This is a genomic window from Massilia sp. P1_C10 (assembly GCF_056406475.1).
In genome coordinates, this window is record NZ_JBFUAC010000006.1 from 19,444 (window position 1) to 43,953 (window position 24,510).

The window sequence follows — 24,510 nt, forward strand, 5'->3', positions numbered from 1 at the left end:
GAACGCCCATGTTTGGATCGTCGCAAAGAGGAGCAGGCGCTTACGCCAAGGTTGGGCTGGAGACCGGCGTGGTCGCCTCCAGCCCACACCAATTGATCGGAATGCTGTTCGACGGCGCCATGGTCGCCATCCGATCCGCGGCCGTGCATATGAAGGCCCGCGAGATCGAAAAGAAGGGCAACGCCATTTCGAAAGCGATCATGATCATCCAGCACGGCTTGCGCGCCAGCCTCGACAAAAAAGCCGGCGGCCAGATCGCCGTTAACCTCGACGCGCTGTATGACTACATGGGCCGGCGCCTGACCACAGCCAATCTGAGCAATGACGTCGCCATCCTTGACGAGGTGCTTGGCTTGCTGGCCGATCTGAAAGGCACATGGGAAATGATCGGCAAGACCGAAGCTCCCGCTGCCGCGCCAATGCCGCGCGTCATGCCTGCCTACGACAGCCTTGCCCCTCGTGCCCCTTCTTTCGTGAGCGCCGGATGATGAATAGCGATGATGTGATTTCCCTGTACCAGACGGTGTCCGACCTGACCGGCAAGATGCTGGTCGCCGCCCAGGAGCGCGACTGGGAAAACCTCGCCGAGCTCGAGTCGCACTGCGCCAGCCATATCCAGTGCCTTAAGGACGGCGAACCAGTGGTCGCGCTGACCGGCCCGGTGCGCGCGCGCAAGGTCGCGATCATCCACCAGATCCTCAAGCACGACCGCCAGATCCGCGACCTGACCACGCCCTGGATGGCGGAGCTGTCGGCCCTGATCAACAGCACCGGCACCTCGCGCAAGCTGTCGGCTGCCTACGGCGCCTGACCGGCCGCCATCCCATGCCCGCCAGTGCGCTCACTGACGCCGGCGGGCGGTTCAAGCTGACGGCATGATTCCCGGCGCCGACCGCATCACCGTGGGGCCAGTCGGCCGCATCGCCGCGACGCCCGCCGCCGAAGCGGTGGGCGACCTGCGCCAGCAGGAATTCCAGCGCGCGCTGTCCGGCCAGGTCGGCAAGACCATGCAGGCCGCGGTGCTGGCCCGTCTGGCGGACGGCAGTTTCCTGGTGCGCGTGGCCGACAACCCGGCGCGCATGATGCTCCCGCCCGGCGCCCAGCCAGGAGCCGAAGTGCCGCTCACGCTGGTATCGTTGTCGCCCCGCCCCACCTTCCAGGCCACCGCCCTGCCTGGCGCCGCTCCCGGCCCTGCCGCCCCCGCCACGTTCGAAGCGCTGGCCGCGCCGCTGCCCGAGGGCGCGCCCTTCGGCACGCCGCTGCGCGCCTACGCCCAGGGCGCCCTGCGCGCCAACCCGGCGCTGGCCACGTCCGTGCCGCCGGCGGCGGCCGATGCCGACACGCCGCACGCGACGCTGAGCGAGGCCGCGAAAGTCATCACCGGCGTGCTGGCGACGGCGATGAAGGCGCCCCACGCGCCAGTTGCGGTCAATGCGCCGGCGCCGCTGCTGGAGCGTCCCGCGGCCGATCCCGCCAAACTGGCCGGCGCGCTCAAGCATGCCATCGACAGCAGCGGCCTGTTCTACGAATCGCACCTGCGCGAATGGTCCGAGGGCGCGCGCCCGCTGGCCGACCTGGCGCGCGAGCCGCAGATGCAAAAGCTGCTCGACGGCGCCGCCGCCAAGCCGGGCGCCGCCCTGAGCGACCCCGCCACCGCCCAGTTCATCAACCTGCAGCTGGCCAGCCAGGAGCAGGGCCGCGTCGCCTGGCAGGGCGAACTGTGGCCGGGCCAGCCGCTGCAATGGGAAGTGAGCCGCGACGCCCCCGAACGGCGCCCCGGCGGCGCCGCGCCCGAGCCGGCTTGGCGCAGCAGCGTGCGCTTCCGCTTTCCCCTGCTGGGCGAGATCGCCGCCAACGTCGTGATGGCGGGCGGCGAGTTGCACTTCCAGGTGCAGGCCGGCAGCAAGGACATCGAAACCCTTCTGCGCGCGCATGCCGCCACCTTGACCGACGCGCTCGACGCGGCCGGGTCGCCGCTGTCCTCGCTCACCATCCACGCCGGCCATGACTGACGCCGCCAGCCGCAAGCAGCAAAGCGCGGTCGCGCTGGCCTACCTGGAAGGCGACGGCGCGCCCAAGGTGGTCGCCAAGGGCAACGGCATGGTCGCCGCGCACATCATCGCGCGCGCCCAGGAGGCCGGCGTGTTCGTCCACGAGTCGAAGGAACTGGTGGCGCTGCTGATGCAAATCGACCTCGACAGCCAGATTCCGCCAGCCCTGTACCGGGCGATTGCGGAACTGCTGGCCTGGCTATATCATGTTGAATCAGCGCAAGTAAACGGCAAACCAACGCCTCCTGCGCCGGATGCAAGCCGACTCATCGAATCTTAGAGAAATTTTGGCCAGGACAGATGCAAGCAACTAACGATACGAGTTTGGAAAACTGGCACGATTTCGAGATCGGCTCGCGCCGCGAAATCATCGCGCTGCTGCGCAATATCCGCGACAAGAACCAGCTCATCCGCATGCTGATCCAGGGCGAGTCCGACGTCTGCGTGACCTCGATCCTGGACGTCGATCCCGACACCGATACCGTGATCCTCGACCGTTCGATCAACCGCGAGCAGAACGAGCGCATCGTGCGCGCCCAGCGCATCTCCTTCGAAACCTCGCTCGACAAGATCCGCATCCTGTTCGCCAGCGACGACATCTCCGAGGCCACGTTCGAAAACGGCGCGGCGCTGAAGATGGCGCTGCCCGTGACGATGATCCGGCTGCAGCGGCGCGAGTTCTACCGGATGGCCACGCCGGTGAGCAATCCGGTGCGCGCGATCGTGCCGATGCCAGAGGAAATGGGCGGCGGCACGGCGATTTTCCCGCTGGCCGACATCAGCTGCGGCGGCATCGCTATCCTGGACAACAAATTGGTGCTCGGAAACACCATCGGCGCCGATTACGAGAACGTCCGCATCGACCTCCCCGAAATCGGCACCGTCACCACCACGCTGCAGGTGCGCAACTCGGTCGAACTGACGCTTCTGAACAACAAAACCAATCGTCGCCTGGGCTGCTCTTTCGTCAACATTTCGCGCGCCAACTTGGCGATGGTGCAGCGTTACATCACCAAGCTCGAGCGCGAGCGCAACGCCCGGATCGCCGGCCTGAGCTGATACCTCCGCGGCGCGCTTACCAGTTGGATTGGTCCGGCCCCGGACGATCCACATGCTGATCGAGATACCAACGCAGGTGCTCGATGAAGTAGGCGACCTTGGCCGACAGATTGAGGCGCTCCAGGTAGACGGCGTACACGTCGGCCGGCGGCGTCTCGAAATCGGGCAGGACCCGTAGCAGCCGGCCGCTGCGCAAGTACTTGGCCAAATCCCACTCCGCACGCATCAGGATGCCGTGCCCTTCCAGCGCCCAGTTCAGGGCCACCTCGCCATCGTTGGTGCTCAGTTTGCCGCGTACCTTGACAGTCTCGGACTGCCTGCCCCGGCTAAGCCGCCAATTGCCGTAGGCCGATTCGTTCTGGCGCAGCAAGATGCATTGATGCTGCGTCAGGTCATGCGGATGGACCGGTTCGCCGGCGCTGCGCAGGTAGGCCGGCGACGCGCACAAGAGGCGCCGGTTGGCGGCGATTTTCTTCGCGATCAGGCGCGAATCCTGCATATCGCCAAAACGAATCGACACGTCGATCGCCTCGTCGGGCAGCGCCACGGGGCGGTCCGTCAGGTGCAACTGAACGTCGACGTCCGGGTATTTTTTCGAAAACGCTGAAATCGCGGGCGCGATGTAGGACCGGCCGAACCCCAGCGGCGCATTGACCCGCAACAATCCTTTCGGCGCCGCCCTGCTGCTCGACACGCGTCGCTCCATGTCGCTGATGTCACTGAGAATGCGCTGCGCACTCTCGAAATAGACCTCGCCTTCGCTGGTCAGGCTGATCCGCCGCGTGGTCCGGTTGAGCAGCCTGACGCCTAGCCGTTCTTCCAGCTGCGACAAGCGGCGCGAGACCGCCGGGGGCGTGAGGTTGAGCTCACGCGCCGTGGACGACAGGCTGCCATGCTTGATCAGCATGCAGAAGAAAGCCAGCTCGGAATCGACGCTCATTAGTAAGTTTTCCGCAACAATGAATTCAGTTTATATCGATTCATGTTTTTGGCCAAACCCTTAATCTTTGCCCTGGCTGACACGCCGCGCAAGACGGCGACTCGTCAAAGACTTTGACTGACAAAACCTGGAGACAACATGGAAAACGATATCGAACAGCGGACCTTGCGGCGAATCACCTGGCGCATCGTGCCGTTCATCATGCTGCTGTACTTCATCGCCTACATCGACAGGGTGAACATCGGTTTCGCCGCGCTGTCGATGAAAAGCGACCTGGGATTTACCGCGTCGATCCTGGGATTTGGCGCCGGCATCTTCTTCTGGGGCTACTTCATCTTCGAAGTTCCCTCCAACATTATCTTGCACAAGGTCGGGGCGCGACTCTGGATCACCCGCGTGATGATCACCTGGGGCATCATTTCCGCCGGCATGGCCTTCGTCACCGGCCCAAACAGCTTCTACATCATGCGCTTCCTGCTGGGCGTCGCGGAGGCCGGATTCTTCCCTGGCATCATTCTTTACCTCAGCTACTGGTTCCCGGCGCGCAGCCGGGCAGGCGTGACGGCGTTTTTCATGGCTGCCGCGCCGATCTCGACCGCCCTCGGCTCGCCGCTGTCGGCAGCCCTGCTCGAGATGAACGGCGTCATGGGCCTGGCCGGCTGGCAGTGGATGTTCGTCCTCGAAGCCGTGCCCGCCGTGATCCTGGGCTTCGTCGTGTTCTTCTACATGACCGATCGGCCGGAAAACGCCAGCTGGCTCAAGGACGACGAGAAAGCCTGGCTGGTCAAGACCATGAACGCGGAAGCGGCCGGCAAGGCCGGCAAAGCCAGCCACAGCATCCTGAAGGCGCTGGCGAACCCGCAGGTACTGGCGCTCTCGCTGATCTATTTCGGAACGTCGGCGGGACTCTACACCCTGGGTATCTGGGCGCCGCAAATCATCAAGCAGCTTGGCGTGTCGTCGCTGACCGTCGGCTACCTGAACGCCATCCCGCCGGTCGTCTCGGTGGTGGCGATGGTCTTGTGGTCGCGCCATTCGGACCGCAGCGGCGAGCGCACCTGGCACGTCATCCTGGCATGCCTGACCGCCGCGGCGGGACTCGCCTTCGCCACCGGGGCCCACAGTATCGCCGGGCTGATCCTTGCGTTGACGGTCGTCAACGTCGGCATCAGCTGCGCCAAGCCGCCGCTGTGGAGCATGCCGACCAGTTTTCTCAGCGGCGCCGCGGCGGCGACCGGCATCGCCGCCATCAATTCGCTCGGCAACCTGGGCGGATTCGTCGGTCCGGCCATGATCGGATGGATCAAGGACCGCACCGGCAGCTTCGATGGCGGACTCTATTTTGTCTCGGGCCTGCTGGTGGTTTCGGCATGCACCACGCTGCTGCTGGCCCGCTCGCAAAAAACCAAGGTGGCGCCGTCCGCAGTGGCGGCCCTTTGATCGAAATATTTCTAGGAGAATACGCATGAACACCGAAGCAATAACGATGGACAAGGACGCGTCCATCCAGTCCCTGACGGACACCATGGCGAAATTCACGTCCTACATCGGCAAGCGCTTGCCGAAGGACGTGAAGGTCAAGCTGGCGGAACTGCGCACGATGGAAACCAACCCGCTGGCCAAATCGATCTACGACTCCATGCACGGCAACCAGCAGGCGGCGGATCGGCTGAACCGTCCAAGCTGCCAGGACACCGGCGTCATTCAGTACTTCATCGAAGCGGGCGCCAACTTCCCCCTGCTGGCCGAACTGGAAGAGATCCTCACCGACGCCACCATCGGCGCCACCGAAATGGGTCCGTTGCGCCACAATGCCGTGGAAACCTTCGACGAGAAGAACACCGGCACCAACACCGGCACCCAGATTCCCTGGCTGGACTGGCGCATCACGTCCGCATCGGACAGCTGCGTCATCGACGTCTACATGGCTGGCGGCGGCTGCACCCTGCCCGGCGCCGCCAAGGTGCTGATGCCGGGGCAAGGCTACGAGGGTGTCGCCGAGTTCGTGATGGATGTCATCACCGAGCGCGGCGTGAACGCCTGCCCGCCGCTGCTGGTCGGGGTCGGCGTGTCGACCTCGGTCGAAACCGCGGCGCGCCTTTCCAAGCTGGCGATTCTGCGTCCGGTCGACTCGCGCAGCCCCAACGCCAAGGCGGCGCTGATGGAAGACCTGCTCGAGCAGGGACTGAACGAGATCGGCATCGGTCCGCAAGGCCTGACCGGCAACAACAGCGTGATGGGCGTGAATATCGAATCGTCCGCGCGCCATCCATCGACCATCGGCGTTGCCGTCAACACCGGCTGCTGGGCGCATCGCCGCGGCAAGATCCAGATCAACGCCGATATGTCCTACGAAATCCTGTCCCACGAAGGAGTGGTGCTGTGAAAAAAATTCTGACTACGCCCATCAGGGACGAAGACCTGCAAGAGCTCAACGTCGGCGACGTTGTGTATCTCACCGGCCGGCTGGTCACCTGCCGCGACGTGGCGCACCGCCGCCTGATCGAGCAGGGCCGCGAATTGCCGGTCAACCTGGAAGGCGGCGCCATCTTCCATGCCGGACCGATCGTGCGCAAGAAGGACGACGGCAACTTCGAGATGGTGTCGATCGGCCCGACCACCAGCATGCGGATGGAAAAATTCGAACGCGAATTCATCAAGCAGACCGGCGTCAAGCTGATCGTCGGCAAGGGGGGCATGGGGCCTGAAACGGCCGCCGGGTGCCAGGAGAACGTTGCCGTGCACGCTATTTTTCCGGGCGGCTGCGCGGTGCTGGCGGCGACGCTGGTGGAAGAGATCGAAGATGCGCACTGGCAGGATCTGGGGATGCCGGAAACACTGTGGGTGAACCGCGTGCGCGAATTCGGCCCGCTGATCATCTCGATCGACACCAAGGGAAACAACCTGATCGCGCAGAACAAGGTCGGCTTCAACGAAAAGAAGAAGCCGGTCCTCGAACGCATCAGCAAGCAGCTCAGTTTCATCAAGTAGCCGGGGAAGCGCGACGCACGATGCTGCGTCGGCCGTCGCGCCTTCCCCCACTCAATCATGCGATGCCAGCTTCCACTTCGATCAAGATGCACGCTCCCCTGCCCTGCCGGCCGCCATTGCCGCGCGTACCGGTCATCGACTTGCTCTACACGCAGGCGCTGGATCACCGGTTTCAACTGTTTCTCAACGGGCTAGGGTTCCGCGTGCGGCCAGTGTCGACCTTGAGAAAATTGCTGGAATCTCCCACTGACGGGTCCCGCGCAATCGTCATCGTCGACGTGGCGGCCGAACTGGAAAAAGGCGCGGACATCGTGGAGGAACTGATCTTCCATCTGCGGCAGGCGCTGGTCATTCCCGTGTGCGCAAACGGATCGACCGAATTTTTCAGGCGCTGCTTCAGGGCCGGCGCTGTCGACGTGCTGGATAAATCGTTCGGCGATCAGCGCCTGGTCGGGGCACTGCAAGGAATCCAGGCGCTCGCGCCCTCCCCAGCATCGTTCGCTTCCCAGCGCCAGCGGCAAACCAGGTTCCAGTCCCTGACCGGCAGGGAACGCCAGGTCTTTCGCTACCTGATGGACGGTTGCACGAATCGGGAAATCGCTCGGCTGCTGACCTTGTCGCCCCGCACCATCGAAGTCCATCGGGCGCATTTGCAGGAAAAACTCAGCGTGAAAAATGTCGCGCAGATGGCCGCCGATTACAATGGCTTGCGGTAATACCACCGCATCCATGTCATTTACGGATCGCCTGCGCCTTGATCGTCGCCCGTTTGCTTCTTCCGCAAGGAACCCATTCCTCCGCGCTGCCGATTCTCATGGCGCGCGCGCTGCGGGCGTTCGCCGACGGTTATGTGGCGGTCCTGTTGCCCGTGTACTTGCTCGCGCTGGGATTCGGCGCATGGGAAGTGGGCGTGCTGGCGACCGCCACGCTGCTTGGCTCGGCGTGCGCGACGATCGCCGTGGGCGCGTGGGGCCACCGCCTGCACCACCACCGCCTTATATTGGGTGCGGCGGCGCTGATGGCCGTTACCGGCTTTGCCTTCGGCCTGGCCTCGCATTTCTGGCCGCTGCTGCTGATCGCCTTCGTCGGAACGCTCAATCCCAGTTCCGGCGACGTCAGCGTGTTCCTGCCGCTCGAGCATGCCAGCCTGGCCGAGTCGGCCGACGGGGATGCACGCACCTCGCTGTTCGCCCGATACAGCCTGGTCGGCTCGCTCTCGGCCGCATTGGGCGCATTGGGCGCCGCCCTTCCTTCCCACATTTCGACGGCCGCCGGACTCACGGCGCTCGATGGCTTGCGCTGCATGTTCGTCCTGTATGGGATGGTCGGGTGTGCGGTGTGGATGCTGTATCGATCCATTCCCGTTTCCCGCGACGCGGCTCCCGGGCCCAGGGCCGCGCTCGAGCAGTCGCGCCCCACCGTGGTCCGTTTGGCGGCCCTGTTCTCTGTCGACTCGTTCGCCGGCGGGCTGGTCGTCAACGCCTTGCTGGCGCTCTGGCTGTTCCAGCGATTTCACCTGTCGGCCGCTTCCGCCGGCCAGTTCTTCTTCTGGTCGGGACTGTGCGCGGCCGCGTCGCAACTCGCGGCGCCGCCGCTGGCGAGGAAGATCGGCCTGGTCAACACGATGGTGTTCACCCACATCCCTGCCAGCCTGTGCCTGATCGGCGCCGCTTTTTCGTCCTCGCTGCCGCTCGCCCTCGGCCTGATGCTGGTCCGTGCGCTGTTGTCGTCGATGGACGTACCGGCGCGTGGCGCGTTCGTCATGTCGGTCGTAACGCCGGCCGAGCGCACCGCGGCCGCGAGCTTCACCGCCGTGCCGCGCAGCCTGGCAGCCGCCGCCGGCCCCGTCATCGGCGCCGGGCTGTTCGCGACCGGCTACCTGGCCGCTCCGCTGGTGGTGTGCGGCGCGCTGAAAATCGCCTACGATCTCGCCATCTGGCGTTCGTTCAAGGACACAGAGCGCTCGCAGTGAGCGCGCCATCGCCCGGCACGGAAATTGCATTCCGAAGGGCATGAACACTCCCTTACGCATCGTCGTCGCCACCAGCGTCGCCCACCCGGGCGAGGCCGATGACGCCACCGTCGCCGCCCAGCAGCGGCGCGGCACGGCCTTGCGCATCGGCCTGCTCGAAGCGGGCTACGACCTCATCGCCACCCTGCCGGCCGACATGTTCCTGCCCGAGCGCATCGCCCAGCTGCAGCCCGACCTGATCATCATCGACGCCGAGTCCGACGCGCGCGACGTGCTCGAGCACATCGTCATCGCCAGCCGCGACGAGCGCCGCCCCATCGTCATGTTCACCGAGGACGCCGCGCCGGCCAGCATGGAAGCGGCGATGGCGGCCGGCGTGTCGGCCTATATCGTGGCCGGCCTGCAGGCCGAGCGCGTGCAGCCGGTGCTCAACGTCGCGATGGCGCGCTTCCGCCAGGAACAGAAGCTGCTCGACGAGCTGGCCGACACGCGCCACAAGCTGGCCGAACGCAAGGTGATCGAGCGCGCCAAGGGCGTGCTGATGGCCAGCCAGCACATCAACGAAGAGCAGGCGTACCAGAAGCTGCGCAGCATGGCGATGAACAAGAAGATGAAGCTGGCCGACATTGCCCAGCGGATTCTGGACGTCGAAGACCTGCTGGGCTGATCCCGTTTTTTCGCTGCACCGCATCATTTTCGTGCACGCACGCCCCGCCATGATGCAAATACAGCGCAATTGTCACGGCCGCACGGGCTGGACGCTCTGGCACGCTTCCTGCTCATACCCAAGCAAGGGTCAACGGCGATCCCACCGAATTACAGCAACGCTGGTCCAACGACGGACATTACACGGACAACGGCGTCCGCCCAACCTGGTCACCCGGCCAGGATTGCGCGGACGCCATTTTGTTTTCAAGGGATTCGACATGGCCACCAAAGCAAGCAAGATTCAGCTGTTCTCCTTCTCCAGCGCGCCGATGCGCGCCTTCCACCTGACCTGGATGGCGTTCTTCGTCTGCTTCTTCGCCTGGTTCGCCTGCGCCCCGCTGATGCCGGTCATCAAGGGCGAATTCCATTTGAGCGTCGCGCAGATCGCCAACATCAACATCGCCGCCGTCGCCATCACGATCCTGGTCCGCCTGATCATCGGCCCGATGTGCGACCGCTTCGGCCCGCGCAAGACCTACACCGGCCTGCTGCTGCTCGGCGCGATTCCCGTGCTGGGCGTGGCCATGGCCCAGAGCTACGAGAGCTTCCTGATTTTCCGCCTCGGCATCGGCGCGGTCGGCGCGTCCTTCGTCATCACCCAGTATCACACCTCGGTGATGTTCGCGCCGAACGTGGTCGGCACCGCCAACGCCGCCGCAGCCGGCTGGGGCAATGCCGGCGGCGGCGCCGCGCAGGCGATCATGCCGCTCTTGATGGCCGCGATGATCATGCTGGGCGTCTCCGAGACCCTCGGCTGGCGCGCCGCCCTGCTGGTGCCGGGCGTGCTGATGATCGTCATGGCCGGCGTCTACTACCGCTACACCCAGGACTGCCCGCAAGGGAACTACGCTGACCTGCGCAAGGCCGGCATCGCCATCGACGGCGGTAAGAAAGGGGGCTGGGCGAGCTTCAAGGCCGCCAGCGCTAACTACCGCGTGTGGCTGCTGTTCGTCACCTACGGCGCCTGCTTCGGCATCGAGATCTTTATCCACAACATCGCCGCCGTGTACTACGTCGACCACTTCGGCCTGTCGCTAAAAGCCGCCGGTTTTGCCGCCGGCAGCTTCGGCCTGCTCGCCCTGTTCGCCCGCGCCCTCGGCGGCTGGCTGTCCGACAAGCGCGCCGCCGGCGGCAACCTGAATAGCCGCGTCACCGTGCTGTTCGTGATGATGATCGGCGAGGGCCTCGGCCTGCTGTGGTTCGCCAACGCCGGCACCGTCACCTACGCGGTGATCGCGATGCTGGTGTTCGGCCTGTTCACCCACATGGCCTGCGGCGCGACCTACGCGCTGGTGCCCTTCATCGACGGCAAGGCCCTCGGCGGCGTCGCCGGCATCATCGGCGCCGGCGGCAATGTCGGCGCGGTGGCCGCCGGCTTCCTGATGAAAGGCACCGGCAACATCCAGCAGACCCTGGCGATCCTCAGCGCGCTGGTGATCATCTCGGCCATGTGCGCCATCGCGGCCCGCTTCACGATCGACACCGCCGCCGACGCCGCACCGGCCGCCGCGGCGGCATAAGGAGAATTCACATGAAAATCGTCGTCATCGGCCACGGCATGGTCGGCCACAAATTGCTCGAAACGCTGGCCCTCGACGGTGCACCGCAGCTCGAAGTGACTGTGCTGTGCGAGGAGCCGCGCCCCGCCTACGACCGCGTCCACCTGTCCGAATTCTTCGCCGGGAAATCGGCCGACGACCTCTCTCTCGTGGCGCCGGGCTTCTTCGACAACGGCAACGTGCTGCTCAAGCTGAATGCGCGCGCCGTCGCCGTCGACCGCGCCGCGAAAAAAGTGACCGTGTCGACCGGCGAAGTGCTGGCCTACGACAAGCTGGTGTTCGCCACCGGCTCGTATCCCTTCGTGCCGCCGCTGCCCGGCAAGGACCGCCAGGACTGCTTCGTCTACCGCACCATCGAAGACCTCGAAGCGATGCTCGAATGCGGCAACCGCTCGAAGACCGGCGTGGTGATCGGCGGCGGCCTGCTGGGACTCGAGTGTGCCAAGGCGCTGCGCGACATGAACCTGGCCACCCACGTGGTGGAATTCGCGCCGCGCCTGATGGCGGTGCAGGTCGACGACGGCGGCGCGCGCGTGCTGCGCAAGAAGATCGAAGACCTGGGCGTCACCGTCCACACGCAGAAGAACACGCTGGAGATCGTCGACGGTGAGGAAGGCACGCACCGCATGCGGTTCGCCGACGGCAGCCACCTCGACGCCGACATGATCGTGTTCTCGGCCGGTATCCGCCCGCGCGACGAACTGGCGCGCGCAGCCGGGCTGGCCATCGGCGCGCGCGGCGGCATCGTCATCGACAACAGCTGCCTGACTTCCGACCCGGACGTCTACGCGATCGGCGAATGCGCCGCCTGGAACGGCAACGTCTACGGCCTGGTCGCGCCGGGCTACGACATGGCGCGCACTTGCGCCCGCCACCTGCTCGGCACGCAAGCCGAATTCACGGGCGCCGACATGAGCACCAGGCTCAAACTGATGGGCGTCGACGTGGCCAGCATCGGCGACCCGCACGCAACCGCCGAAGGCGCGCGCTGCTATCAGTTCACCGACGAGCGCAAGCAGGTCTACAAGAAGATCGTCGTCTCCAGCTGCGGCACCTACCTGCTGGGCGGCGTGCTGGTGGGCGACGCCGCCGAATACGGCACCCTGCTGCAGATGATGCTGAACCGGATCGCGCTGCCGGAGTCGCCCGAGTTCCTGATCCTGCCGCAGGCGGATGGCGCCGCGCGCCCGATGCTCGGCGTCGACGCCCTGCCCGACGCGGCCCAGATCTGCTCCTGCAACGACGTCTCGAAAGGCGCCATCTGCGTCGCCGTGCGCGACGGCGCGACGACGGTCGGCGCGCTGAAAAGCTGCACCTCGGCCGGCGCCAGCTGCGGCGGCTGCGTGCCGCTGGTGACGCAGGTGATGAAGGCCGAAATGAAGAAGCAGGGCCTGGCCGTCAACAACCACATCTGCGAGCACTTCGCCTTCACGCGCCAGGAACTGGCGCACCTGGTGCGGGTGGGCGGCATCAAGACCTTCCCCGAGCTGCTGGCGCAGCACGGCAAGGGCCTCGGCTGCGACATCTGCAAGCCGGCCGCCGCCAGCATCCTCGCCTCGACCTGGGCCGAATTCGTGCTCACGCCGGTGCACGCGGCGGTGCAGGACACCAACGACTACTACCTCGGCAACATCCAGAAGGACGGAACGTATTCCGTGGTGCCGCGCATGCCGGGCGGTGAAGTCACCGCCGACGGCCTGATCGCGGTCGGCCAGGTCGCCAAGAAGTTCGGCCTGTACACCAAGATCACGGGCGGCGCGCGGGTCGACCTGTTCGGCGCCCGCGTCGACCAGCTGCCGCTGATCTGGGAAGAGCTGATCGCGGCCGGCTTCGAGTCCGGCCACGCCTACGGCAAGTCGCTGCGCACGGTGAAGTCCTGCGTCGGCTCGACCTGGTGCCGCTTCGGCGTGGGCGACAGCATGGGCTTCGGCATCGCGCTGGAGAATCGCTACAAGGGCTTGCGCGCGCCGCACAAGATCAAGTTCGGCGTGTCCGGCTGCACCCGCGAATGCGCCGAGGCGCAGGGCAAGGACGTCGGCCTGATCGCCACCGAAAAAGGCTGGAACCTGTACGTTTGCGGCAACGGCGGCATGAAGCCGCGCCACGCCGAGCTGCTGGCGTCGGACCTGGACGAGGCCACAGTGGTGCGCTACGTCGACCGCTTCCTGATGTTCTACGTGCGCACCGCCGACCGCCTGCAGCGCACCAGCGTCTGGCGCGACAACCTCGAAGGCGGCCTCGAATACCTGAAGCAGGTGATCGTCGACGACAAGCTGGGCATCGCCGCCGAACTGGAAGCGGACCTGCAGCGCGTGGTGGACACCTACACCTGCGAGTGGAAGGCCGCGGTCGAGGACCCGGAAACGCGCAAGCGCTTTCGCCACTTCGTCAACAGCCCGGAGCCGGACCAGAACGTCGTTTTCATGTCCGAGCGCGGCCAGATTCGTCCGGCCACATTCGAAGAACGCCAGCGCAAGATCATCCCGATCGCGGCGCGCACCGCCTGACCCCAAGGAGAACACCATGCACCGCGACCTGAAACTCGAACAATGGATTCCAGTCTGCGCGATCGACGAGATCATGCCAAACACCGGCGTGTGCGCCCTGCTCAATGGCGAACAGGTGGCGGTGTTCCACGTCGACGACGGCGCCCAGCGCGTGTTCGCGATCGGGAACTACGACGCCAACTCCGGCGCCTCGGTGCTGGCGCGCGGCCTGATCGGCAACCTGGGCGAGCGCATCGTCGTCGCTTCGCCGATCTACAAGCACCATTTCGACCTGCAGACCGGCGAATGCCTGGAAGCGCCGCAGCACTCGGTGGGCACCTTCCCGGCGCGCATCGCCGACGGCAAGGTGTGGGTCGGCGCATGAACGCGCCGGCCGCCAGGCAGTCGCTGGTCGTGATCGGCAACGGCATGGCCGGCATGCGCACGGTCGAGGAGCTGCTCAAGCTCGAGCCCGAGCTGTACGACATCACCGTGTTCGGCGCCGAGCCGCACGGGAACTACAACCGCATCCTGCTCTCGCCGCTGCTGGCCGGCGAAAAAAATGTGGACGACATTATGATACATACCAGGCAATGGTATGCCGAAAACCGTATCACATTATTCGCGGGCGACCCGGTAGTCCACATCGACCGCCGGCGCCGCATGGTGCGCTCGAAATCGGGCCGCGAAGTCTGGTACGACCGCCTGCTGCTGGCCACCGGCTCGACGCCCTTCATCGTCCCGGTGCCCGGCCACAAGCTCGTTGGCGTGATCGGCTTTCGCGACATCCAGGACGTCGACACCATGCTGGAAGCGGCGCGCGCCGGCGGCCACGCGGTGGTTATCGGCGGCGGCCTGCTGGGACTCGAAGCGGCCAACGGCCTGCTCCGGCGCGGCATGCAGGTGACCGTCGTGCACATGATGGACAGCCTGATGAACCAGCAGCTCGACAAGCCGGCCGCGCTGCTGCTCAAGACCGCGCTGGAGGCCAAGGGCCTGCGCTTCCTGCTCGACGCGCACACCGTCGAAATCGCCGGCAAGAAGCGCGTGCAGGCAGTGCGCTTCAAGGACGGCAGCGAGATCCCGGCCGACCTGGTGGTGATGGCCGCCGGCGTGCGTCCCAACATCGCGCTGGCGCAGGAGGCCGGCCTGCACTGCGAACGCGCCATCGTGGTTGACGACACCTTGCAGACCTACGATCCGCGCGTCTACGCGGTAGGCGAATGCGTGCAGCACCGCAGCGCAACGTTCGGACTGGTCGCGCCGATCTGGGACCAGGCCAAGGTGTGCGGCGCGCACCTGGCGAACAAGGGCCATCGCCGCTACGTGCAGACCGCGACGGCCACCAAGCTCAAAGTGACCGGGGTGGACCTGTACTCGGTGGGCGACTTCATCGGCGGCGAGGACAGCGAAGACCTGGTGCTGCGCGACCCGCGCCGCGGCATCTACAAGCGCCTGGTCCTGAACGGCAACCGCATCGCCGGCGCGGTGCTGTACGGAGACGTGCAGGACGGGCCGTGGTACTTCGACCTGATCCAGAAGCGCACCGACATCTCCGCCATGCGCCACCACCTGCTGTTCGGCGAGGCGCTGTGCGCCCAAGCCGCCTGACGAGGAATATCATCATGAACATGGCCCCCGTTCCCCTTTCGGTGCGCACCACCTGCCCATACTGCGGCGTGGGCTGCGGCGTCACGGCCACCCCAAGCGGCGACGGCACGGTGGACATCGTCGGCGATGGCAGTCATCCGGCCAACGCCGGACGCCTGTGCGTCAAGGGTTCGGCGCTGGGCGACACCGTGGGGCTCGACGGCCGCCTGCTGTATCCGACGGTGCGAGAAGACGGCCAGCTGCGCCGCGTGTCGTGGGACGCGGCGCTCGACAAGGTCGCGCGCGGCTTCGCCGACATCATCGCCGAGCACGGGCCGGATTCGGTGGCGATGTATGTGTCGGGCCAACTGCTGACCGAAGACTACTACGTCGCCAACAAGCTGATGAAGGGCTACATCGGCAGCGCCAACATCGACACCAACTCGCGCCTGTGCATGTCGTCCTCGGTGGCCGGCCACAAGCGCGCGTTCGGCGAGGACATCGTCCCCGGCTGCTACGAAGATTTCGAGCAGGCCGACATGATCGTGCTGGCCGGCTCCAACACCGCCTGGTGCCATCCGATCCTGTTCCAGCGCATCACCCGCATCAAGGAGGCGCGGCCGGATTTGCAGCTCGTCGTCATCGACCCGCGCCGCACCGCCACCTGCGAGCTGGCCGACCTGCACCTGCCGGTCAAGCCGGGCACCGACGTCTGGCTGTTCAACGGCCTGCTGTGCTACCTCGCGCGGCACGGCGCCGCCGATGACGCCTTCGTGGCCGCCCACACCGCCGGCTTCGACGACGCGCTCGCGGCTGCCGAAGTGGACTGCGCCGATCCGCTGGCCGTGGCCAAGGCCTGCCGCGTCGATCCCGACAAGCTGCTGGCGTTCTTCCGCGGCTTCGCGGCCACGCGCAAGGTCGTCACCGCCTACTCGCAGGGCGTGAACCAGTCGTCGGCCGGCACCGACAAGGTCAACAGCATCATCAACTGCCACCTGCTGACGGGGCGCATCGGCCATCCGGGCATGGGGCCGTTCTCGCTGACCGGCCAGCCGAACGCGATGGGCGGGCGCGAAGTGGGCGGCCTTGCCAACACGCTGGCCGCGCACATGGAGCTGGACAATGCCGCGCATCGCAATATCGTGCAGGGCTTCTGGAAGTCGCCGCACATCGCCAGCAGGCCGGGGCTGAAGGCGGTGGACCTGTTCCGCGACATCGAAGCGGGCAAGGTCAAGGCGGTGTGGATCATCGCCACCAATCCGATGGTCAGCCTGCCGGATGCGAACCAGGTCCAGCGCGCGCTCGAGAAATGCGAACTGGTGGTTGCCAGCGACATCGTCATCGGCACCGACACCAACGGCTTCGCGCACGTGCTGCTGCCGGCTCTCGGATGGGGCGAGAAGGACGGCACCGTGACCAACTCGGAGCGCTGCATTTCGCGCCAGCGCGCCTTCCTGGCCGCGCCGGGAGAGGCGCGCGCCGACTGGAAAACGATCTGCGACGTAGCGCGGCGCATGGGTTTCGCCGGCTTCGACTACGCCGGCGTGCACGAAATCTTCGACGAGCACGCACGCCTGTCGGCCCATCGCAACGCCGGCGAGACCACCCGCGTCTTCGACCTGGCGCCGCTGGCCGGCCTGGATGCGCGCGCCTACGACGACCTCGAACCGGTGCAGTGGGCCGGCGCGCGCCTGTTCGGCGACGGCGTCTTCGCCCATGCCGACGGCAAGGCGCGCTTCATCGCCACGCCGCCGCGCGCGCCGGTGCACATGCCCGACGACGAGTATCCGCTCACGCTCAACACGGGCCGCGTGCGCGACCAGTGGCACACAATGACGCGCACCGGCAAGGCCGCGCGCCTGGCCGACCACACCGCCGAATCGTTCATCGATCTGCATCCGCAGGACGCGCTGCTGTGCGGCGTGCGCGAAGGCGAACTGGCGCGCGTGACCAGCAAGTGGGGCGCGATGGTGGCGCGGGTGCAGCACGGGGGCGGCATCGCGCGCGGCGGCGTGTTCATCCCGATTCACTGGAGCGGGCAGAATGCGTCGGACGCGCGGGTCGGCACCGTGGTCAATCCGGCGGTGGACCCGGTGTCGGGCGAGCCGGAGTTCAAGCACACGCCGGTGAAGGTCGAACGGTTTGGCGTGTCCTGGCACGGATTTGTGCTCTCCCGCAGCGAGCTCGCGCTGGAAAACGTGGCGCACTGGACGCGCATTCAGGGCAAGCACTTCGCCAGGTACGAGCTGGCCGGGCGCGGCGCGATCGCGGATCATGCCGCGTGGGCGCGCGCGATGCTGGGCGTGACCGAAGGCGATGACGTCGACTGGCTCGATTACGAAGACAAGGGCGGCGCCGTGTACCGGGCGGTGCACCTGGTGGACGACCGCATCGAGCAATGCGTGTTCGTCTCGCCGCGACCCGACCTGCCCTCGCGCGCCTGGCTGGCCAGCCTGTTCGGCAAGGAGCGACTGGGATTGACAGACCGGGTGGGATTATTGAGCGGGCAGCCGATCGAAAAAGGCGTCGATGCGGGGCCGACGGTGTGTTCCTGCTTCGGCGTCGGCCGCAACACGATTTGTTCGGCGATCCGAGACAACGCCCTGACCAGCGTGGGTGCCATCACGGCCTGTGTCAAAGCCGGCGGCAACTGCGGCTCCTGCGTGCCGGAGTTGACACAACTGCTGGCCGAGGCGCTCCAGAGCGTTTGACGATCAGCCGAACCGAGCGAACCGGTTGCGAAAGGTTGCAAGTGGCAGCATACTAAACCCCACATTAATGAGGTGTAAACATGCCCACGGCCTTGAAATTATCCGATGAACTGATTGAAATGGCGAAGCCACATGCAGCTGCAGAGCATCGCTCCATCCCCAAACAAATCGAGTATTGGGCTCGGCTCGGCAAGGCAGTTGATGACAATCCAGATCTGCCGGTCCAGTTCATCAAGGACACTCTTTTAGCTGCGCAGGAAGCAAAAGCTGGAATGCTTGAGCCATACGTGTTCGGAAGCTGACCGTGTTGGCTATCCTTGTTACCCCAACGTTTACAAGGGCAGTCAAAAAATTACACACCAAAGACAAACGTGTTGTTGACGAGGCTGTCAAAGCAATTGCTGGCGACCCATCGATTGGCGACGAAAAAAAAGGCGACCTGGCAGGAATTTTTGTCCACAAATTCAAGATCAACAAACAGGAAGTGTTGTTGGCTTATCAGCTTCATCCGGACAAGATATCGCCCTTGTCCGTGCTATTGCTCAGCCTCGGGCCGCACGAGAATTTTTACGCTGAACTGAAACGCCGGATCTAGGGAATGCAATTGCGGAGCGCCGACGGCAAGGCCGCGCCTCGCGCATCGTTATCAAACCTGCATGTTCATGATGTCGTGATACGCCGACACCAGCTTGTTGCGCACCTGCACCGTTGCCTGGAAGTTAATGCTGGCCTTCTGCATCGAGATCATCACGTCCGACAGGTTGACCTTGTCGTCGCCCATCGCGAACGCCTTGCCCATCTCGTCGGCCTTGATCTGGCTGCTGCTGACCGACTCCAGCGACGACTTCAGCGCATCCGAAAAGTTGACCTTGGTCGCCGACGGCGCCTCGCCGACGCCCGTCGGCGCGACCGGGCTGGCGGCCGGCCGGGTCGCCGCCGCCTTCATCTGTTCCATCATCGCCTGGATGCGGCTGCTGTCGATGCCGCCGATTCCGCCTATGCTCATATTCGCTCCTTTTATGCTGCGCCGCACACGGGTACAATGTGCGTACAAGCAGACTCAGGCTGTCACAATAGCACCGCGCCTCCCGCATTTCCCGTCGAGCAGGGCACCAAACCCGCTTCTTATCGACCGATTGATTCCGGCCCGGCGCCGCCATACTTGTGGTTAAGCCCCACTCCTTGTCCAGGGACTGGGAAAAATTCACACCTTCGGCGAGTACTTCTCGAAAAATCAACATGGCAGCAGCGGATAACCTGGTCACCACCACCACCATCGAACAGAAGACGTTCCTCCAGACTTCGTTTGGACGCAACATCGTGCTGGGCGTCGGCGCGGCGATCGTGGTCGCGGTCATGGTGGCGGTGTGGATGTGGAGCCAGCAGCCTGAATACCGCGTGCTGTTCGCCAATTTCACCGATCGCGACGGCGGCGCCATCACCGCCTCGCTCGACCAGATGGCGGTCAAGTACAAATTCTCCGAGGGCGGCAGCGCCATCCTGGTGCCGGCCAACCAGGTCCACGACATTCGCCTGAAGCTGGCGGCCCAGGGCCTGCCGAAAGGCGGCAACGTCGGCTTCGAGCTGATGGAAAACCAGAAGCTGGGCGTGTCGCAGTTCCTCGAACAGGTCAACTACCAGCGCTCGCTCGAAGGCGAACTGGCGCGCTCGATCCAGTCGCTGGCCGCGGTCAGCTCCGCGCGCGTCCACCTGGCGCTGCCGAAACCGCAGGTGTTCGTGCGCGACCAACAAAAGCCCACTGCCTCGGTGTTGCTTAATTTGCAGACCGGCCGCACCATCGAACCGGGCCAGGTCAGCGCCATCGTCCACCTGGTCGCCTCCAGCGTGCCCGAACTGCCGCCGTCGAACGTCACCGTGGTCGACCAGGCCGGCAACCTGCTGTCCGACACGAGCAAGCAGAACGGCCCGAAAGCGCTCGACCCGAACCAGCTCAAATACGTCACCCAGCTCCAGCAAGGCGTGGTGCGCCAGGTCGAATCGCTGATCGCGCCGCTGGTTGGCCAGGGCAACGTGCGCGCCGAGGCGACCGCCGACGTCGACTTCGCCCAAGTCGACACGGCCGCCGAAATGTTCAAGCCGAACTCGCCGCCGGCGCCGTCGGCCATCCGCAGCCAGCAGTCGTCCGAAGCGGCCCCGCCGGGCGCCGCCGCCAGCGGCGTGCCGGGTGCGCTGTCGAACCAGCCGCCGGGCAGTGCCACCGCGCCGATCACCGCCGGTGCCGGCGCCCCTGCCGCCGCTCCCGGCGCCGGCCCGGCCCGCAAGGACAGCACTACCAATTACGAAGTCGACAAGACGGTGCGCTACGAGCAGAAGCCGATGGGCGGGATCAAGCGCATGTCGGTCGGCGTGGTGGTCAACTACCGCCGCATAATCGACCCGAAAACCGGCAAGGTCACCATCAAGCCGCTGACGGCCGCCGAAATCGCGCAGATCAACGACCTGGTCAAGGAGGCAATGGGCTACTCGAAAGAGCGCGGCGACACCGTCAACGTGACCAACGCGCCGTTCGACGGCGTCGACAAACCGGTCGATCCGCCGGCGGCGGTCCCGTGGTGGAACGACCCGGACACGATCGCCCTGGTCAAGGAAATCGGCAAGATCGCGCTGGCCGTGATCGTGCTGGGCTACCTGTTCTTCCGCGTGCTGCGTCCGCTGATGCGCCCCGTTCTGCGCAAACTCGACCAGATCACCGCGGTGCCGGCCGCGCCGGTGCGGGTCGCCAGTCCGGAAGAAGAAGAGCGCGCGATCATCGAACGCACCCAGCTCGAAGAAATGGAGGCGCACCAGGCGCAGGGTTACCGCGAGAACCTGCAGATGGCCAAGCTGCTCTCGAAGGAAGATCCACGGGTCGTGGCAAACGTAGTGAAGGCATGGGTAGGCGCAAATGAATGATAACGGCATCCACAAAGCGGCGATCCTGATGCTCGCCATCGGCGAAACCGAAGCGGCCGAAGTGATGAAGTTCCTGGGCCCGCGCGAAGTGCTCAAACTGGGCGCCGCAATGGCCACCATGAAAAGCGTGCAGCACGAGCAGGTGGTGGTGGTGCTCGACTCGTTCCGCAAGCAGACCGAACTCAATTCGACCGTCGGCCTCGACTCGGACGAGTACATCCGCCAGGTGCTGACCAAGGCGCTGGGCGACGACAAGGCCTCGGTGCTGCTGTCGCGCATCCTGGGCGGCAAGGACGCGTCGGGCATCGAAAGCCTGAAGTGGATGGACGCCTCGTCGGTGTCCGAACTGATTCGCAACGAGCACCCGCAAATCATCGCCACCATCCTGGTCCACCTCGAGCGCGACCAGGCTTGCGAGATCCTCGGCCACTTCACCGACCGCCTGCGCAACGACGTGGTGCTGCGCATCGCCACGCTCGACGGCGTGCAGCCGGCCGCGCTGCGCGAACTGAACGACGTGCTCACCAAGCTCCTGTCGGGCAACGAGAACATCACGAAGTCCACGCTGGGCGGCGTGCGCGCGGCCGCCGAAATCCTCAACTTCATGAGCGGCGAGCAGGAAGGCTCGGTGATGGACAACATCAAGAACTACGACAACGACATGGCGCAGAAGATCATGGACGAGATGTTCGTGTTCGATAACATCATCGACATCGACGACCGCGGCATCCAGCTGCTGCTGCGCGAAGTGCAGTCCGAGATGCTGATCATCGCGCTCAAGGGCGCCTCGCAGGACCTGCGCGAGAAGATCTTCCGCAACATGAGCCAGCGCGCCAGCGAGATGATGCGCGAGGACCTCGAATCGAAGGGCCCAGTGCGCCTGTCGGAAGTCGAGGCCCAGCAGAAGCAGATCCTGCAGATCGTCCGCCGCCTGGCCGACGAAGGCCAGATCGTCCTGGGCGGAAAAGGCGAGGATTCGTTTGTCTGATACCCCGAAAGAGCTGCAAAGCGCCTACCAGCGCTGGGAGATGAATTCGTTCGGCGACGATCGCCCGAGCGCGGTCGCGCGGCGCGCGCCGGAACAGGCCGCGCCGGCGTTCCAGGGGCCGACGGAAGAAGAACTGGCGGCGATCCGCGAACAGGCACGTATTGCCGGCCACGACGAAGGCCACAACGCCGGCTATGCCGACGGCCTGGCGATCGGGCGCGCCGAAGCGGCCAAGGAGCTCGAACACCTGCAGTCGATCGCGCTCGAATTTTCCGGCGCCGTCGCGCACGCCGACGAAACCATCGCCACCGAAGTGCTGGACCTGGCGCTGCACCTGGCCAGGACCATGCTGCGCAGCGCGCTGGAAATCAAGCCGGAGCTGGTGCTGCCGATCGTGCGCGAGTCGATCGAATACCTGCCGGTGCTGCAGCAGCCCGCCCTCCTGATCCTGAACCCGGCCGACGCCGAGATCGTGCGCGAGGCGCTCGGCGAGGAACTCGACAAGGGCGGCTGGCGCGTGGTCAAGGATCCGGCCATCGCGCGCGGCGGCTGCAAGGTCGATACCGCCACCAACCAGATCGACGCCCAGGTGGCATCGCGCTGGGAACGCCTGTCCCACGCGCTGGGCAAGAACACGGAGTGGCTCGGGCCATGACGGCCGGCGCCGACCGCCACACCGCGCGCTGGAAAGCCTACCTGCGCGACTGCGATTCGCTGGTCAACTTCGTCGAGCCGATGCAGGTGTCGGGCCGCGTGACCCGCGTCGCCGGCCTGGTGATGGAGTGCGTCGGCCTGCGCCTGGCGGTCGGCAGCGCCTGCACCATCCCGATGGCCAACGGCGTGCGCGTCGAGGCCGAAGTGGTCGGCTTCGACGGCGACAAACTGTTCCTGATGCCGCAAAGCGACGTCGAAGGCATCGTGCCCGGCTCGCGCGTGTTCCCGGTCGAGGCCTCGGTGCCGCGCCCTGGCACGGTGGCGCATCCGCGCCGCCGTCCGAGCGACCGTGCGCGCCACCTGCCCGTTGGCGAAAAACTGCTGGGACGCGTGGTCGACGGCGCCGGCCGCCCGCTCGACGGCCTCGGCCCGCTGGGCAGCGACGAGATGGCGCCGATCAACGCACGCCCGGTCAATCCGCTCGACCGCGCGCCGATCACCGAAACGCTCGACGTCGGCGTGCGCGCGATTAACGCGATGCTGACCGTCGGCCGCGGCCAGCGCCTCGGCCTGTTCGCCGGCACCGGCGTCGGCAAATCGGTGCTGCTCGGGATGATCGCGCGCTACACCACGGCCGACGTGATCGTCGTCGGCCTGATCGGCGAGCGCGGCCGCGAGGTCAAGGAATTCATCGAGCAGATCCTGGGCCCGGTCGGGCGCGCGCGTTCGGCCGTCGTGGCGGCGCCGGCCGACAGCCCGCCGCTGATGCGCCTGCAGGGCGCCGCCTACGCCACCGCCATCGCCGAGCATTTCCGCGACCAGGGCAAGAATGTCCTGCTGATCATGGACTCGCTGACCCGCTACGCGATGGCGCAGCGCGAGATCGCGCTGGCGATCGGCGAGCCGCCGGCCACCAAGGGCTATCCGCCGTCGGTGTTCGCCAAGCTGCCGGTGCTGGTCGAACGGGCCGGCAACGGCCTCGAAGGCGGCGGCTCGATCACCGCCTTCTACACCGTGCTGTCCGAGGGCGACGACCAGCAGGACCCGATCGCCGACGCGGCGCGCGGTATCCTCGACGGCCACATCGTGTTGGACCGGCACCTGGCCGAAGCCGGACACTACCCGGCGATCGACATCGAGCAGTCGATCAGCCGCGCCATGCATGGCATTACGTCAACGGCGCACCAGCAGGCGGCGCGCAAACTGAAGCAGCTGTATTCGCGCTACCAGCGCTCGCGCGACCTGATCAGCGTGGGCGCCTATGCGCCGGGCAGCGATCCGGTGCTCGACCAGGCCATCGCGCTGCACGAAAAGATCGAGGCCTTCCTGTGCCAGGAAATCCACGACAAGGAAGACATGCTCCAGAGCTTGGGCCAACTTACCTCTCTGTTCGGCTGATAGGGCCGCGCAGCGCCCCCCTATAATCCGAACATGGCCGCACCTTCCGCACTTGACACCCTGATCGAACTGGCCCAGCGCGACACCGACGACGCGGCCAAGCGCCTGGGCGCGGCACTGCTGGCGGCCGAGGAAACCGAGCAGAAGCTGCAGATGCTGATGAACTATCGCGAGGAATACGCGAAGAAGCTGGAAGCGGCGCAGATGGCCGGGATCACGCCGCAGGCGTACCACAATTTTGTCGCCTTCATGGGCAAGCTCGATAACGCGGTGAACGGCCAGCGCGAAGTCGTCAAGCACGCGCACCACAAGGCGGCGGCGGCCAAGACCGCGTGGCAGGCCAGCGAGCGCAAGCGGCTGTCCTACCGCACCCTGTCCGAGCGCGCGGCGGCCGAAACGCTGCGCGTCGAAAACAAGCGCGACCAGAAGGCGATGGACGAACACGCGGCCCGCCAGGCTTATTACAAACGTTGACCCGGTCAACGGCAAC

General features: G+C 65.7%; 25 protein-coding genes. 23 read left to right on the forward strand and 2 right to left on the reverse strand.

The window, feature by feature from the left end:
* Positions 1-8: 8 nt before the first annotated feature.
* The 5 genes from fliS (at position 9) to AC1D02_RS14325 (ending at position 3,110) form a co-directional block, all read left to right on the forward strand.
* Positions 9-488 (forward strand): flagellar export chaperone FliS, encoded by a 480-nt coding sequence (gene fliS / locus AC1D02_RS14305; protein WP_477317947.1) that lies wholly within the window; start codon positions 9-11, stop codon positions 486-488.
* On the forward strand, positions 485-811 hold the full coding sequence (locus tag AC1D02_RS14310; RefSeq protein ID WP_477317948.1) for a flagellar protein FliT: 327 nt from the start codon (positions 485-487) through the stop codon (positions 809-811). The genes fliS and AC1D02_RS14310 overlap by 4 nt, the downstream gene beginning before the upstream one ends.
* A 64-nt stretch (positions 812-875) precedes the next feature.
* Complete coding sequence (fliK, locus tag AC1D02_RS14315) at positions 876-2,012, forward strand: flagellar hook-length control protein FliK (RefSeq protein WP_477317949.1); 1,137 nt, start codon at positions 876-878, stop codon at positions 2,010-2,012.
* On the forward strand, positions 2,005-2,331 hold the full coding sequence (locus tag AC1D02_RS14320) for an EscU/YscU/HrcU family type III secretion system export apparatus switch protein (RefSeq protein ID WP_477317951.1): 327 nt from the start codon (positions 2,005-2,007) through the stop codon (positions 2,329-2,331). Before fliK ends, AC1D02_RS14320 begins: the two co-directional genes overlap by 8 nt.
* Before the next feature lie 20 nt (positions 2,332-2,351).
* Positions 2,352-3,110, forward strand: a complete 759-nt coding sequence (locus AC1D02_RS14325; protein ID WP_477317953.1) for a flagellar brake protein — start codon at positions 2,352-2,354, stop codon at positions 3,108-3,110.
* Between the two features lie 16 nt (positions 3,111-3,126).
* On the opposite strand, the gene AC1D02_RS14330 is transcribed toward AC1D02_RS14325, so the two are convergent.
* Positions 3,127-4,050 carry a LysR family transcriptional regulator gene (locus AC1D02_RS14330; RefSeq protein WP_477317955.1) on the reverse strand — a complete coding sequence of 308 codons (924 nt, stop codon included), beginning with the start codon at positions 4,048-4,050 and terminating at the stop codon, positions 3,127-3,129.
* A gap of 138 nt (positions 4,051-4,188) precedes the next feature.
* Between AC1D02_RS14330 and AC1D02_RS14335 the strand changes: the two genes are divergently transcribed.
* The 13 genes from AC1D02_RS14335 to AC1D02_RS14395 all read left to right on the forward strand — a co-directional run bounded on the left by AC1D02_RS14335 (position 4,189) and on the right by AC1D02_RS14395 (position 18,662).
* Positions 4,189-5,490 carry an MFS transporter gene (locus tag AC1D02_RS14335; RefSeq protein WP_477317957.1) on the forward strand — a complete coding sequence of 434 codons (1,302 nt, stop codon included), beginning with the start codon at positions 4,189-4,191 and terminating at the stop codon, positions 5,488-5,490.
* A gap of 46 nt (positions 5,491-5,536) precedes the next feature.
* On the forward strand, positions 5,537-6,436 hold the full coding sequence (gene ttdA, locus AC1D02_RS14340) for a L(+)-tartrate dehydratase subunit alpha (RefSeq protein WP_477318408.1): 900 nt from the start codon (positions 5,537-5,539) through the stop codon (positions 6,434-6,436).
* Complete coding sequence (gene ttdB, locus AC1D02_RS14345; protein WP_477317959.1) at positions 6,433-7,041, forward strand: L(+)-tartrate dehydratase subunit beta; 609 nt, start codon at positions 6,433-6,435, stop codon at positions 7,039-7,041. The genes ttdA and ttdB overlap by 4 nt, the downstream gene beginning before the upstream one ends.
* 62 nt (positions 7,042-7,103) lie before the next feature.
* Complete coding sequence (locus tag AC1D02_RS14350; RefSeq protein WP_477317961.1) at positions 7,104-7,757, forward strand: response regulator transcription factor; 654 nt, start codon at positions 7,104-7,106, stop codon at positions 7,755-7,757.
* A 98-nt stretch (positions 7,758-7,855) separates the two neighbouring features.
* A complete protein-coding gene (locus tag AC1D02_RS14355; protein ID WP_477318410.1) occupies positions 7,856-9,013 on the forward strand; it encodes an MFS transporter in 1,158 nt (385 codons plus the stop codon).
* 40 nt (positions 9,014-9,053) lie between these two features.
* Positions 9,054-9,680 carry an ANTAR domain-containing response regulator gene (locus AC1D02_RS14360; protein WP_477317963.1) on the forward strand — a complete coding sequence of 209 codons (627 nt, stop codon included), beginning with the start codon at positions 9,054-9,056 and terminating at the stop codon, positions 9,678-9,680.
* A 259-nt stretch (positions 9,681-9,939) separates the two neighbouring features.
* Positions 9,940-11,241 carry an MFS transporter gene (locus AC1D02_RS14365; RefSeq protein ID WP_477317965.1) on the forward strand — a complete coding sequence of 434 codons (1,302 nt, stop codon included), beginning with the start codon at positions 9,940-9,942 and terminating at the stop codon, positions 11,239-11,241.
* 11 nt (positions 11,242-11,252) lie between these two features.
* Positions 11,253-13,787 (forward strand): nitrite reductase large subunit NirB, encoded by a 2,535-nt coding sequence (gene nirB / locus AC1D02_RS14370; RefSeq protein ID WP_477317967.1) that lies wholly within the window; start codon positions 11,253-11,255, stop codon positions 13,785-13,787.
* A 16-nt stretch (positions 13,788-13,803) separates the two neighbouring features.
* The gene (gene nirD / locus AC1D02_RS14375) at positions 13,804-14,151 is read left to right on the forward strand and encodes a nitrite reductase small subunit NirD (RefSeq protein ID WP_477317969.1); all 348 of its coding nucleotides are present in this window, start codon (positions 13,804-13,806) and stop codon (positions 14,149-14,151) included.
* A complete protein-coding gene (locus tag AC1D02_RS14380) occupies positions 14,148-15,377 on the forward strand; it encodes an NAD(P)/FAD-dependent oxidoreductase (RefSeq protein WP_477317971.1) in 1,230 nt (409 codons plus the stop codon). The genes nirD and AC1D02_RS14380 overlap by 4 nt, the downstream gene beginning before the upstream one ends.
* 14 nt (positions 15,378-15,391) lie before the next feature.
* Positions 15,392-18,067 (forward strand): molybdopterin-dependent oxidoreductase, encoded by a 2,676-nt coding sequence (locus AC1D02_RS14385; RefSeq protein WP_477317973.1) that lies wholly within the window; start codon positions 15,392-15,394, stop codon positions 18,065-18,067.
* An 80-nt stretch (positions 18,068-18,147) separates the two neighbouring features.
* A complete protein-coding gene (locus tag AC1D02_RS14390) occupies positions 18,148-18,369 on the forward strand; it encodes a TA system antitoxin ParD family protein (RefSeq protein ID WP_477317975.1) in 222 nt (73 codons plus the stop codon).
* Positions 18,370-18,371: 2 nt separating this feature from the next.
* Complete coding sequence (locus AC1D02_RS14395) at positions 18,372-18,662, forward strand: type II toxin-antitoxin system RelE/ParE family toxin (RefSeq protein ID WP_477317977.1); 291 nt, start codon at positions 18,372-18,374, stop codon at positions 18,660-18,662.
* Positions 18,663-18,713: 51 nt separating this feature from the next.
* Here AC1D02_RS14395 and fliE read toward each other — a convergent pair whose 3' ends face one another.
* Positions 18,714-19,073: a flagellar hook-basal body complex protein FliE gene (gene fliE, locus AC1D02_RS14400; protein WP_477317979.1), complete on the reverse strand. Its 360-nt coding sequence runs from the start codon at positions 19,071-19,073 to the stop codon at positions 18,714-18,716.
* A 233-nt stretch (positions 19,074-19,306) separates the two neighbouring features.
* Between fliE and fliF the strand changes: the two genes are divergently transcribed.
* From fliF to fliJ, 5 genes are read left to right on the forward strand one after another with little or no spacing between them, the layout of a single operon-like run.
* Positions 19,307-20,980, forward strand: a complete 1,674-nt coding sequence (fliF, locus tag AC1D02_RS14405) for a flagellar basal-body MS-ring/collar protein FliF (protein ID WP_477317981.1) — start codon at positions 19,307-19,309, stop codon at positions 20,978-20,980.
* Positions 20,973-21,968, forward strand: coding sequence for a flagellar motor switch protein FliG (gene fliG / locus AC1D02_RS14410; RefSeq protein WP_477317983.1), 996 nt, complete (start codon positions 20,973-20,975; stop codon positions 21,966-21,968). Before fliF ends, fliG begins: the two co-directional genes overlap by 8 nt.
* Complete coding sequence (locus AC1D02_RS14415) at positions 21,961-22,623, forward strand: flagellar assembly protein FliH (RefSeq protein WP_477317985.1); 663 nt, start codon at positions 21,961-21,963, stop codon at positions 22,621-22,623. Before fliG ends, AC1D02_RS14415 begins: the two co-directional genes overlap by 8 nt.
* Positions 22,620-24,020, forward strand: a complete 1,401-nt coding sequence (fliI, locus tag AC1D02_RS14420) for a flagellar protein export ATPase FliI (RefSeq protein ID WP_477318412.1) — start codon at positions 22,620-22,622, stop codon at positions 24,018-24,020. The genes AC1D02_RS14415 and fliI overlap by 4 nt, the downstream gene beginning before the upstream one ends.
* A gap of 33 nt (positions 24,021-24,053) precedes the next feature.
* Positions 24,054-24,494, forward strand: a complete 441-nt coding sequence (fliJ, locus tag AC1D02_RS14425) for a flagellar export protein FliJ (RefSeq protein WP_477317987.1) — start codon at positions 24,054-24,056, stop codon at positions 24,492-24,494.
* Positions 24,495-24,510: the final 16 nt, after the last annotated feature.